Origin of the sequence: uncultured Clostridium sp. (assembly GCF_947036855.1) — a bacterium.
GTDB lineage: Bacteria > Bacillota > Clostridia > Clostridiales > Clostridiaceae > Sarcina.
The window spans coordinates 1-13,924 of the sequence record NZ_CAMQRY010000068.1; the positions used below are offsets into that span (position 1 = coordinate 1).

11 protein-coding genes are annotated in these 13,924 nt (G+C 29.0%); 7 read left to right on the forward strand and 4 right to left on the reverse strand.

All coding sequences use genetic code 11. The annotated features are described in order from the left end of the window. The 4 genes from Q0V15_RS08175 to Q0V15_RS08190 all read right to left on the reverse strand — a co-directional run. Positions 1-1,724 (reverse strand): permease prefix domain 1-containing protein (locus Q0V15_RS08175; protein WP_297437838.1); only part of this gene is annotated, 1,724 nt, incomplete at its 3' end. Positions 1,725-1,760: 36 nt separating this feature from the next. Beyond that, entirely contained in the window at positions 1,761-3,047 is a 1,287-nt protein-coding gene (locus Q0V15_RS08180; RefSeq protein WP_297437840.1) for an FtsW/RodA/SpoVE family cell cycle protein, read from the reverse strand. Then, on the reverse strand, positions 3,038-3,451 hold the full coding sequence (locus tag Q0V15_RS08185) for a PadR family transcriptional regulator (protein WP_297437842.1): 414 nt from the start codon (positions 3,449-3,451) through the stop codon (positions 3,038-3,040). The genes Q0V15_RS08180 and Q0V15_RS08185 overlap by 10 nt, the downstream gene beginning before the upstream one ends. A gap of 11 nt (positions 3,452-3,462) precedes the next feature. Next, positions 3,463-3,981, reverse strand: coding sequence for a sigma-70 family RNA polymerase sigma factor (locus tag Q0V15_RS08190; protein ID WP_297437844.1), 519 nt, complete (start codon positions 3,979-3,981; stop codon positions 3,463-3,465). Between the two features lie 702 nt (positions 3,982-4,683). On the opposite strand from Q0V15_RS08190, the gene Q0V15_RS08195 reads away from it, so the two are divergent. The 7 genes from Q0V15_RS08195 to Q0V15_RS08225 all read left to right on the forward strand — a co-directional run. Beyond that, positions 4,684-5,343: a BRO family protein gene (locus Q0V15_RS08195; protein ID WP_297437847.1), complete on the forward strand. Its 660-nt coding sequence runs from the start codon at positions 4,684-4,686 to the stop codon at positions 5,341-5,343. Positions 5,344-5,465: 122 nt separating this feature from the next. After that, positions 5,466-5,966, forward strand: coding sequence for a hypothetical protein (locus Q0V15_RS08200; RefSeq protein ID WP_297437849.1), 501 nt, complete (start codon positions 5,466-5,468; stop codon positions 5,964-5,966). Positions 5,967-6,525: 559 nt separating this feature from the next. Further along, entirely contained in the window at positions 6,526-7,434 is a 909-nt protein-coding gene (rocF, locus tag Q0V15_RS08205; protein ID WP_297437851.1) for an arginase, read from the forward strand. 34 nt (positions 7,435-7,468) lie between these two features. After that, the gene (rocF, locus tag Q0V15_RS08210) at positions 7,469-8,380 is read left to right on the forward strand and encodes an arginase (RefSeq protein WP_297437854.1); all 912 of its coding nucleotides are present in this window, start codon (positions 7,469-7,471) and stop codon (positions 8,378-8,380) included. A gap of 214 nt (positions 8,381-8,594) precedes the next feature. After that, positions 8,595-10,043, forward strand: a complete 1,449-nt coding sequence (locus tag Q0V15_RS08215; protein WP_297437855.1) for an amino acid permease — start codon at positions 8,595-8,597, stop codon at positions 10,041-10,043. Positions 10,044-10,800: 757 nt separating this feature from the next. Beyond that, complete coding sequence (locus Q0V15_RS08220) at positions 10,801-12,957, forward strand: ornithine decarboxylase (RefSeq protein WP_297437857.1); 2,157 nt, start codon at positions 10,801-10,803, stop codon at positions 12,955-12,957. Positions 12,958-13,476: 519 nt separating this feature from the next. Further along, positions 13,477-13,924, forward strand: a 448-nt coding sequence (locus Q0V15_RS08225) for an amino acid permease (RefSeq protein ID WP_297437859.1), incomplete at its 3' end; no start/stop codon positions are given.

Below are 13,924 nucleotides of genomic sequence, written 5' to 3' on the forward strand. Positions count from 1 at the left end.
ACTTTAGTTAAGTTTTTTACTTTATTTATATTTATAATAACTCCAAGTAAAAATCCCGTTGTTACAACTTCAATATTAGTAAATGAAATTAGTGGTATAGTAATCATAAAAGAAGGCATTAGGTTAAGGTTTATAAGGATACCTAAAATTATTCTTACTGATAACATCACTGTGATTGAAAATGCTAGTGATTTTCCAAATGTATTATTTATATTAATAGAGTTTTTATATAATCTAAATACAAAATAGAGTAATAGTAAAATTGCTATTATTCCAAATAACCATCCACTATATACTATTAAGTTTGTAAGTGAATATCCATAATTCGGAGAAGCAAAATTTATAGAGTTAGCTTTGTGAGTTATAGAAATAAATTTAGATGTTTTTAATAAATGTTCTGTAAATTTATAACTAGCACTAGAGCTAAAACCAAATAGCATTTTAGGAACACTATAAATTGATACTGCAGTTATAAATATTTCTAAAATAGCTGTTCCTATAACTATTTTGAAATTTTTACACGCAATATATAAAACAAATAAAAAAGCTACGCTATAAATTATAAATGAAATCAATTGAGGTGAATAAGGTATAAATGTAATCGTCCATTTATTATTTATACGTGAAATAATATTTTGGAAAAGTAAAAATATTAAAGGTACGATTCCAAGAAGGATTGCTAAAGAAGTACTTTTCATATTTTTAAAGCTAAATTTAAGGTAGATTCCTGAAAGGCCAAATAAAAATAGCATAGGTGCAAATGCACTCTGACCAGTAATAGGTATCAGTTCAAATAGACTATTTAACTTACCAAGTAGTACTGGGTAACAAGAGAGTAAACCTAGTATATAAAAAGGTATAGCAAGTTTTTTATAAAATTTAAAATTAATATTAGAAGCAAGTAAAAATCCTAATACTGCCAGAATTAAATAAAGACCATAAGAGTTTTGGTATTCTTGCTCTTTGAAGAAAGTTAAAGTTCCTATAAAACCTATGATAATAAGAACAGCGCTTAAAACAACAAGCTTAAAATCTATTTTAGCTTTATGAGATTCATTTAACTCTTTTCCCAGTTTTCCACTACTTCCTAAATCATTTAGAGCTAGTGTTATTGATTCATTTTCAGTATGACCAAGTTTTTCATAGTGTTTTATTAGACTTTCTATATGACTTTTAAGTTCTTTTCTTACTTCAGCATGAACTCTTTTATTTTTTATATGTGAGCAAATATCATTTAAATAAGAGGAAGTTTGTCCATCATCAATTTCAAGGTTAAGTTTTTTAAATTTATTAAAATAAATTCTTGAAACAATAAAAATAGTAATTGGAGCAAGAATAATAAAAGCAAGATTTTGATAGAACATAGGAAGTAATCCATAGAATATAACCCGATACTCATTTGATGGTGAGTTAAGCATGCTGATAATTGGTAATATAAAATAAGAGGTAACAAGGAAGATACCAAGTAATATAAGGAGTTTAGGATTAAAGTTTAACTTAAACTCTTGATTTATTTCTCTGCCAAGTTTTTTACTACTCCCCATATTTGCTAGAGCTAAATCAATTGATTTAGCTCTTGGATTTCCTTGTTTTTCATATTTTTCTGTAAGTGTATCTATATTAAGTTTGATAGTATCTTTTATTCTAGAATGAGCTTTTTTATTTTTTATGAGTAAGCAAATTTCATCTAAATAATTAGATATCTTCATTTCATTTAAATCCATAATAATTTCTCCTTAGTGTAAAAATTAAGTTTTGGCTTATGCTTTGGCTAAAGTTTTAACTTTATATATATTTGTTAGTATTCCAAGTAGGAATATTGTAGTTATCAGTGATAGCCCTGCATATGAAAGTAGTGGTGTTGGCATTATGAGATAAGGGAAAAGTCCAACATTCATAAGTAGTCCAATTAAAACTCTTACAGATATAACGGTGCTAATTGAAAGTGCTAGTGATTTCCCAAAAATATTATTAATTACAAATGAAGCTTTATATAATCTAAATATAAAATATATTAAAGCTACTATAACTATAATCCCAGCAAACCATCCAAAGTATCCTATTAATGAAATAAGTGGATATGAGTTATTTATAGGATCTGGAGTTAATGATGTGTTTATAAAATGGGATGAAAGTAAAGTTTGGCGAGTTGAATACATACCCCAACTATTATTAGTAAATAACAGTTTAACTTCTTTAAAAGTAGTAGCTGAAATTATTATTAATTCTATAATAGCAGTAGCAATAAGTACTTTTAAATTTTTGCTATGCAGATAAATTATAAATAATACTCCAATGCTATAGCAAAGAATCATTGGAAGGGTTAAAGAATTTGGTGCTCCTATTATCAGGTAAGAACCATTAGGTTCAAGGACTGGTTTTATAGTTCTTAATAAAGGGAGTCCAAATATTAATAAAGGAATAACAGAAAGAAGTATTGCAAGAGAAATATTCTTAATATTATCAAATTTGAATTTAAGAAAAATCCCTGAAAGCCCAAATAATATTAATATAGGAATATATATATGTCTGTTAAGGGTAATCATGCCAAGGGTAAATCCTAAAATAAATCCGAAACTTTCAGTACGTATTTGATATAAAAGATATATAACAATACCTATAATATAAAATGGTATAGATAATTTTAAAAACCATCTAAAATTAATTTTAGAGCCAACAAAGAATGCGATTAAAACTACTGGTATACATTCTAAATTACCAAAAGAAAAACTACCATAGTTGCCGAATGTTAAAGTTCCTAAAAGACCTATTAAAAATAATATGGCTACTATGCTAAGTAGCTTAAAATCAAATGTTGATTTATGAGTTTGGTTAAGTTCACTTCCAAGTTTTGAACTATCACCCATATCATTTAAAGCTAGGCTAATAGATTCTTCATCAGAATGTCCAAGCTTTTTATAATGTTTTCTAAGTTTATCGATATGACTTTTAAGTTCATTTTTTATTTCGGAATGAACTCTTTTATTTTTTACTAGTGAACAGGTTTGATCTAAGTAGTTAGTTATTTTCATTTCATTTAAGCCCATGAGAAGTTCTCCTTGTGTATAAATTTATTTGGTTGTCTTAAAAAATCTACAACAGTGTCCTTTTCTTTTAAATAACCTTTTCCGAGTTTTGTAATTGTATAATACTTTCTATCAGTATCATCTTTTATCCAGTAAGATTTTATAAATTCTCTATTTTCAAGAGAGTGTAGAATTGGATATATAGTCCCTTCTTTGCTTTTTAGTTCTTTCTTTAAAAGTAAATCAAGTTCATTTATAAGTTCAAATCCATAGCTATCTCTTTTAGCAACTAAAAGTAATAGTAGTATATTAAGTCTTTCTTTTAGTTTGTCTTCCTCTATTTTAACTAGAATATTACCAAACATTTTTTCTTTATTAAAAATATCAGCATTTAATGATTTTTTAAATAGTTCATCATAATTCAAATTTATCACCCCTAAATATCAAAAATTTTCTTAAGTTCCTTTATGGTTCTATATAACTTATTCTTAACTGTGGATTCACTAACTTTTAAGCTTGTACTAATATCTTTGATTTTCATATCACACTTAAAGTGAAGAATAAATATCTTAAAGGTCAAAGGATTATCTTTTTCAAGGTAATCATAAATTTCATTGCATATTAAAGCAGAGTCAAAATTATCATTTACCATAAGCGCGTCATTTTTATTAAATTCTATATCAGTTGAACCTAGTGAGAATATAGGAATATTATTTTTAAGCGTCCCAAGTATTCCATAAGTTTTAAAGATTTCATTTCTAGCAATTCCAAATAAATACTTAGTATAATTTTCAATCTCTCTTTTATCTAGAGCTTTATAAAAATTAAAATAAACATTCTGGACTATATCTTGTACATCTTCTATGTTATTACATTTTGAAACAATGTATCTTAGAACGTCTTCGTAAGTTTCATTGTATACATCTTGCAAAATTTCATCATTTGTTGGATTCAATATTAAATCACTTCCTTGTTTATAAATGCATTCACCTATAATGATACAGATTTATCTCATTTTGTTTCAAAGAAAAAAAGAAATTTATAATTTTTTATAAATTTCTTTTTGCTAGGCTATGAAGTTAAATAATATTTTTAATTTTTAGTATATTTTGAAGCAAAGAGACTAACACTAAAATCAAATAAATAAGTCCACGATTTTATAGGTGTAACACCACCTGTAAATTCAAAAGATAAAAGGCTATCTAAGGAACCCTAAAATCGAAGACTCTTTTGTAGTATGTTCAATTTATTTTGGATTATTCAAAAAGTTTAGATTTTATAGAAAATTTTTTTAATGATATAGAATATAAACTATCTTATTATATAAATCTTTCTGAAGACCCTTAGAATTTTAAAATCTAAGATGTCTTTAGGGAGATTTTTTTATTTAGTTTAAAAATTATTAAAGGTGGTGGTTTAGACAATAAAAATGAATCAGAAAATTGAGTTTTAAGGTTAGATGGAAAAGGTGAAAATTTATATGGGATTTAACAATAATCTATAAAAATCACTAAGTTTTGAGATAACCTTCTTGAAAAAGTCAAAGGTTATAACTGGCTTAAATACTGGATTATTGATTGAGGTTCCTCCTCTGGCGACTGGAACCTCTGCTGATTTTCATCTAACCTAAATTATTATTATGAAAGGTGTGAAATGAATGAAAAAGGTATTATCTAAAGAATTTAATGGAGTTAAAGTTTATAGCTTCATATGGAAAGGTCAGGTGAGTTGGATTGCTGTAGAAGTAGCAAAAGCGATTGGATATGTTGAGAAATCTAAACCAATAGGAAACTGCATAAAAAGAGAGAAGTTTGAAGATGGTGTTGAGTATGAGATGATAAGTGGTGATGAATTAAAAGAACTTAAAAAATTAATAAAAATAGATGAAGATTACTTGAAATTCTCACCAAAACTTGTATTATTCCATGAAATTGGATTATATGGATTCTTACAATATACAAAACTGGATATTGGAATAGAATTTAGAACTTGGATTAGAAGAGAAGTTCTACCTGAAATTAGAGAAAAGGGATATTATGCTGTGCCGAAGGTTGCAGATAAAATTAAAATTAAAGTTGAAACAGAAGTAAATAATACTAATAATGTAGGAACTCAAAATAATATGAAAGATTATCCAGATGATTTTGATGTTGATAAGTTCCAAAGACTTAGAATTGCGAATGATACTATAAAGATATTTAAGAGTGTGCTTGATGATATAACACTTGATTCAAAATATAAGTTTCTTTTGATGAAAAAGATATTTATAGAGTCAGGAATAAATTTACCTACATATATAGAGGAAGAACTGATGTAATTTTAAAGTGATTCACTTGATTTACGCATTTACTTATAATAGTGATATAATTAAAAGGTAAAAAGAAACAATAATTTAGTTGTTACACTAGATTGAGATATAAGAGAAGGGGATTTAAGTAGATGAAAGAATTAAATATAAAGAATATTACAATGGAAGAATTTAAAAATTTATATAATATAGTAGAAGAATCAGAGATGCCAAAGAGCTATCCTGTTAGTGAGCTTGGAGCTATTATGGCAAAGGGTGAAGATAAAATATACTATTTAATAGTAGACACATTATATGAAGAGCCTAAAAAAGATATCAAAACTGATGAAGTTTCAAAAAATGATAAAGAAGCTTTTGAGAGTTTACATGATAATTTTAGAGATGCATTAGTAGATTATAGAGATTTCTTATGTCACAAGGGTGGAAAGGAAAATTCAGCAGAGGCTATGCAGATACAAAAAAATATGGCTACTGTTATTACAGATGCTAAAAACATAGTAAGTAAGTATAATGTGCAGTCTGAAGAAGATATTAAACTTATGAGTAAAAAATTCTTTATACCAGATTTTATAAGTGCTGTACTTGGAACTGAAACATTTAATGATGCTTATGATATAGATTGTGGATTATAATTACAATAGTATAAAGATAAATTAAAAAAATATACTATAAGATTTAATGAATAAAGCCTTAACAAGTTATTTACAAATAATTTGTTAAGGCTTTTTCTTATATATTGATAAATTAAAAATAAAAAAAGGGAATTAACTAAAAATATTTATTAAAAGAGCAAAAAATATATAATTTAGGTATTCTTAGAAATTAAAAAAGTGAATTAATATTAATATCATTGAATATTTGTACTTTATAAAATGGCTAATATACATAAAAGTGCTAAAAAAGTATATGAAAACTGTTTATTTGATGCATAAAATGATGAATAAGTAAATTATTCATCATTTTTTTGTGAACTTTTTTTGAATTAATCCTAAAAAAGCCACTAATATCGTTAGGTTGTCCACAAAAATAAGAAAAGAGTACGTTTTCTATTAAATATTTTAAAATTTACTTATAAATCTCATAAGTGTGTATCTTTGAAAAATTTGATGGTAAATAGTACCCTATAAGTAATGAATATTACTTAAAGGATATTAAAGCCCTTAAGTATTAATTGATAGGAGGATATTTAATATGGATATTAATTTAATAGGAGTACCATTATTCTACGGATGTGATAGACACGGAGTTGAAAATGGACCAAACGTATTAAGACAAAATGGAATGGTTGAATTATTCGAAAAGCAAGGACACAAGGTTTTTGATTTCGGTAACTTATACATAAAAGAAGAAACAGAATTTAATAAATTCGAAGCTGATACTACAATGAAGTATCTTTCACACATAATTGAAACAAACGAAAACTTAGCTGAGTCAGTTCACGCTGCACAGCAAGCTGGAGCACTTCCACTAGTAGTTGGAGGAGACCACGCTTTAGGATTCGGAACAGTTGCTGGATCTGCTAAATCATACGGAGAAGACTACGGAGTAATCTGGATAGACGCTCACGGTGATATAAACACAGAAGCATCAAGCCCAAGTGGAAACACACACGGAATGCCTTTAGGAGCATCTATGGGTTACGGAGCTAAGTCTGTTAAAGATATATACTTTGAAGGTATAAAAGTTAAGCCTAGCAACGTTATATTAATAGCTCAAAGAGATCTTGATGAAGGTGAAGTTGAATTAATTAAAGACCAAAACATCAAAATGTGGGATGGTCCTTCAATCAGAACTAGAGGAATAGAAGTAACAGTTAAAGAAGTTTTAGCTGCTATAGAAAAATCAGGAATAAATAATTTCCACTTAAGTTTCGATATAGATGCTATGGATTCAGCATTAGTTCCAGGAACAGGTACACCAGTATCAGAAGGAACAACAGTTGAAGAAACTAAATATCTTTTAGAGAACCTTATAGCTACAGGAAAAATCAAAGGATTTGATTTTGCTGAGTTTAACCCAGGTTTAGAAGATGAAATAACAACAAAGAACTGCTTAGAAGTATTAGATACAATATCAAAAGCATTTGCAAAAGTTAAGTAATTAGTAGAAGTACGCATATAGGAGGAAATTAATAATGAAAATAGATGTTATAGGAATTCCATTACACTACGGTTGTGATAGATTCGGAGTAGAAAAAGGACCAGTTAAATTAAGAGAAAACGGTGTTATAGATATATTATCAAAGCACGGTAACAAAGTTCATGACTTAGGAGATTTAATAGTTCCTGAGAAGCCAGTTTCAAAGAAATTTGCTGCTGGATCAACAATGAAGTGGGTTGATGAAATAGTTACTTCAAATGAAAACTTAGCACAAGCTGTATACTCAAGTATCAAAGCTGGAGCAATGCCTTTCACATTAGGTGGAGATCACGCTTTAGGTCTTGGAACAACTGCTGGAGCTGCTAAAGCTTTCGGAGATGATTACGGAATAGTTTGGATTGATGCTCACGGAGATATCAATACTGCTGAATCAAGCCCAAGTGGAAACATCCACGGAATGCCTTTAGCTGCTGCTATGGGATTCGGTGCTGATGAACTTAAAAACATTTACTTCGAAGGTAAAAAAGTAGACCCTAAGAACGTATACTTATTATGCCAAAGAGATTTAGATGCTGGTGAAGTTGAACTTATAAAAGAGCACAACATGAACCTTTGGACAAGCGAAGACGTTAGAACTAGAGGAATAGATGCTGTTATGGCTGAAGTTACTTCAAAAATGAACGCTTCAGGAATAAACAACTTCCATATTAGTTTCGATATCGATTCAATGGATTCAAACTTAGTTCCAGGAACAGGAACACCTGTTATGGACGGAGTAACAATTCCAGATACTAAAGTAATGCTTGGAAAATTATTCGCAACAGGAAAAATAAAAGCATTTGATTTTGCTGAGTACAACCCAGGACTTGAGTATGTTACTACAACAGATAACTGTCTTAAAGTTTTAGAGTACATCTCAAAATTCATGGCTGATGCAACTAAGTAATAGTTGTAGAGTAATTATATAAATAGTTAATCAATAATAGTCATTTAAATCATAGCTTATGTGAATTAAATGACTATTATTTCATTTAATAAATATATTGCGATTAGTGCAAAATATTAGATAAGTGAAAATTAACATAATTAAAATTACTAATTATATTTATTAATTTTGATTATGTTAATTTTCAAAATATATATTTTTGGAGGAATGATACATGCAAAATGAAGAACCAAAAACAGAACTAAAAAGGACACTAAAAGCGAAACATTTAACAATGATAGCGATGGGTGGAGCTATTGGAACTGGTATATTTCTTGCTATGGGGGACAGTATTAATACTGCCGGAGTAGGAGGAGCATTTTTAGCCTATGCAATAATTGGGGTAATGGTGTACTTTATATGTACTAGTTTAGGGGAGATGGCTACTTTCTTACCAGAGAGTGGATCTTTTGGAGTTTATTCGACTAAATTTATAGACCCAGCATTTGGGTTTGCAATGGGATGGAATTATTGGTATAGCTGGGCTGTTACAATTGCAGCAGAACTTGTTGCAGGAGCACTGGTTATGAAATATTGGTTGCCTAATGTACCGGGAATTATTTTTAGTGTAGGATTTTTAGCTATTATAGTTATTCTTAACTTAATATCAGCTAAATCATATGGAGAAGCAGAATTTTGGTTCTCAACAGTTAAAGTTATCACAGTCCTTGTATTTCTTGGGGTTGGTGTTTTAATGATAGTAGGTATATTACATGGCGATGCTAGTGGTGGTGTATCTAATTACTTTAAACATGGAAATCCTTTTAGAGGTGGAGCTGTGTCAATATTCTCTATTTTCCTTATAGCGGGATATTCTTTCCAAGGAACAGAACTTGTTGGACTTGCAGCAGGTGAAAGTGAAAATCCAGAAAGAGATGTACCAAAAGCGGTTAAAGCTATTTTCTGGAGAATTTTAATGTTCTATTTAGGAACAATACTTGTTATTGGAGCAATAGTACCATTTGTAACTGGAGCTGCTAGTGTTGATACTAGTGCATTTACAGTTGTATTTGAAAAAATAGGAATAGCAGGAGCTGCTTCATTAATGAATGCAGTAATTTTAACAGCTGTATTATCAGCTGGTAACTCAGGAATGTATGCTTCAAGTAGAATGTTATGTTCAATGGCTAATGATGGAATGGCACCAAAGATGTTTGGTAAAATAAATAAAAGTGGTGTTCCTGTTAATGCTGTTATATTAACAACACTTGTATCTTGTGTATGTTTCTTAACAGGATTCTATGCAGTTAACACAGTTTATTTATGGCTTGTTGCAGCAGCTGGTTTATCTGGATTTATAGCATGGCTTGGAATTGCTATGTGTCATTATAGATTTAGAAAAGCATATTTATTACAATATAAGACATTAGATGGTCTTAAATATAAAGCAAAATGGTATCCATTTGGACCTATATTTGCATTTATACTTTGTTTTGTAGTTGTTGTTGGTCAAGGATATGCATATTTCAATCCACTTAATTGGGGTAATTTAATTTCATCATATATAGCAATACCTATATTTGCTGGATTATATATATTCTATAAAGTGAAGCATAAAACAAAACTTGTTAAGCTTGAGGATATAAACTTAAGAGAAGAGAGAAAGAAATTTTTCAATGATTAATTAAAAAATATAAAGAGATAATTTTAGCAATAGCTAAAGTTATCTCTTTTTTTATAATAATTCTATTTTCATTATAAAAAAAATAGAATTATCTAAATAAAATGGAAAAAAAAACTAAATAAATGTACAAGCTTTACCATAATATTTAGATATGACTTTTTTGTTAAAAAGTACCTTAAAAAATTATATTGTTAAGAAAATTAATAAAATTCAATCTATTTTATAATATTCTAAATAATATAATTTTTTTAAAATAATATTTTTGATATCATATTTTGTTTGGATTTATGCAAGAATCTTTTATATTAAGGTAAATTATTAAAAAAAATGAATAAAAATTAATGTTTTTGTATTTAAAGGAATAAAAATTCAATAAATCAATTTAATTTTTAAAGAATGATAATTTAATAACAGAGTTCATAATTAATTAACAAATTAGCATTATTGCTATTTTGAATTTTACAACTGTAAGTGATATCATTTGACATGTAAGTTAAGGTAACAATTAATTTTATAACTAAAATTATTTTATACATATTTCATGATTAGACATGAGAAGTGAACAAGATTGTTTTATATGTTACTTATAAATAACTTTAAATAATGATCAATACACAATAGATTAGAATATATTTGTAACTATATATGAAAATAAACTTGGATAAGTTAAATTAGACGTAGTTTGGGTTGATATGTTTGTACAATATATGTTTTGAATCTGTTTTGATTAAAAAAGATATAAATGGAGGGCTAATCAATGGCTAATTTAAAAATTGCTTGTACTGAAGAAGCTAGAAAATATTTCTCTACAACTAGAGAAGTAATTTCAGCAGAAACTACAGATTTTACAGATGTAGCTGCTGTTGTTGTAACTAACGCTGATGCAGAGTTAATCAACAAAATAAGCGACACAAAATTCGGAGTTCCAGTTTTCGCTGTTTTAGTAGACGGAGAACTTGATATCGAATTAAGAAAAAAGGTAAGACACTCAATAGATGGTAATGCTTTTGATGCTATTCACTATAGCAGAGAAATTGAAGCAGCTGCTGCTCAATACGAAGAGAAAATATTACCTCCTTTCTTTAACACATTAAAGAAATATGTTGAAAAAGGAAATATCCAATTTGACTGTCCTGGACATCAAGGTGGACAATACTTCAGAAAGCATCCAGCAGGAAGAGCTTTCTATGATTTCTACGGAGAGAACATATTCAGATCAGATATATGTAATGCTGACGTAGATCTTGGGGATTTATTAATACACGAAGGACCAGCTGAAGCTGCTCAGCAACATGCTGCTAAAGTTTATAATGCTGATAAAACTTACTTCGTAATGAATGGGACAAGTACTTCTAACATAGTTGCTATAAACGCTTTAGTTGCTAACGATGATTTAGTGTTATTTGATAGAAATAACCACAAATCAAACTACAACACAGCATTAGTAAACTGTGGAGGAATTCCAGTATACTTAGAAACATCAAGAAACCCTTATGGATTCATTGGTGGAATAGATGCTCATTGTTTCGATGAGACTTATTTAAGAGCTGAAATAGCTAAGAAAGATCCAGTTAGAGCTAAAGCTGAAAGACCTTTCAGATTAGCAATAATCCAACTTGGAACATATGATGGAACAATATACAATGCTAAGCAAGTTGTTGAGAAGATAGGACACCTTTGTGACTATATCTTATTTGACTCTGCATGGGTTGGATATGAGCAATTCATACCAATGATGAGAGATTGTTCTCCATTATTAATAGATTTAAAAGAGAATGACCCAGGAATACTTGTAACTCAATCAGTTCACAAGCAACAAGCTGGATTCTCACAATCATCACAAATACACAAAAAAGACTCACACATAAAAGGACAAAAGAGATACGTTAATCATAAGAGATTTAACAATGCCTTCATGAAATACGCATCAACAAGTCCATTCTACCCAATATTCGCTTCTTTAGATATAAATGCTAAAATGCAAGACGGAGAAATGGGAAGACAAATGTGGGCTGACTGTGTAAAACTTGGAATAGAAGCTAGAAAAGATGTACTTGCTAGTTGTAAGACAATCAAACCTTTCATACCTGAGACAATCAACGGTAAGAAATGGGAAGAGTATCCTACAGAGCAAATTGCTAACGATATAGAATTCTTTAAATTCCACCCAGGTCAAAAATGGCATGCATTCGACGGATATGGAGAAGATCAATACTTCGTAGATCCTAATAAATTCATGTTAACAACTCCTGGAATCAATGCTGAAACAGGAGAATACGCTGAGTTTGGTGTTCCTGCTACAATTCTTGCTAACTACTTAAGAGAGAACGGAATTGTTACAGAGAAAAATGACCTTAACTCAATCTTATTCTTATTAACACCAGCTGAAACTTCAATAAAAATGAAGAACTTAGTTGCACAAATGGCAATATTTGAGCAATTAATAGAAAATGATGCTCCATTAAAAGAAGTTTTACCTAACTTATACAGAAAGAACGCTAAGCGTTATGCTGGATATTCAATCAGAATGTTATGTCAAGAAATGCATGACTTCTACAAAGATTGTAATGCAAAGCAATACCAAAAAGATTTATTCAGAGCTGCTAAATTCCCAGAAATGGCTATTACACCAGCTGCTGCTAATGATGCATTCATCAGAAACAACGTTAAACTTGTACCTGTTGATAGCATAGTTGGAGAAATCGCAATGGAAGGTGCTCTTCCTTATCCACCAGGAATATTCTGTGTGGTTCCAGGAGAGAGATGGACAGAAACTGTTCAAACTTACTTCTTAATCCTTCAAGATGGTATAAATAAATTCCCAGGTTTCGCACCAGAAATACAAGGAGTTTACTTAGAAGAAGAAGGTAACGGAGTTAGAGCATATGGATATGTTCTTGACACTGAAGCTTAATAAAGCAAGTATAATAAACAGTTAATTTTTAAGTATGATGCACCTTAGTTATGTAGGAGTTAAATTCTATATAGTAAATGCATCATATTTAATTTTTATATAACTTATATAAAATTAGATGAATAATTTAATTTTGATAAGTACATAAGAAAAAATATTACATATTAACATAGGTATATAAATATAATCAAATTACATAATAAAATACATAAGTTAACCTAGTTAGCAAATAATTATTTATATTTGAGAGTTAGGTAAAGAAGAAGAGATAAATTAATTTGGAAATACATATAAAACTTTTAAATTAAATAATTACTAAGTGTTTATATATAAGGCTTAGTAGTGTAACAAGGTTAGAAAATAGGGTTATATTTATCATAACCATGAAATTTTAATATATAATAAGCTATTCATATCGTAGGATATCATATTATATATTAGGTCTTAAAATTTAATAATGAATGATATCCTGTGATATTTATATAAAGCAATAATAAATATTATAGGAGTAATGATAATATGAGCACAGCAAAAGCACAAACAAAAAAAATGAACGTTGTTCAGCTGACAATACTTACAGGTATTAACATGCTAGGATCAGGAATCATAATGCTTCCTTCACAGCTTGCACAAGTTGGAACAATGTCAATACTTTCATGGCTTGTAACAGCCGTTGGAGCTACAGCACTTGCATATTCATTTGCACAGTGTGGTATCTTTAGTAAAAACAAAGGTGGAATGGGTGGATACGCAGATTATACATACGGAAAATCAGGTAACTTCTTAGCTAACTATACATATGCAGTATGTCTTGTTATATCGAACGTTGCGATTTCAGTATCTGTAGTTGGATATGCGGTTGTATTCCTTGGAGTTACACCGTCACCACTTGAAACTGGTTTATCAGTAATTGTTACTATTTGGATTTCAACAATCCCTAACTTTATTAGTCCAAAAATGACTGGTA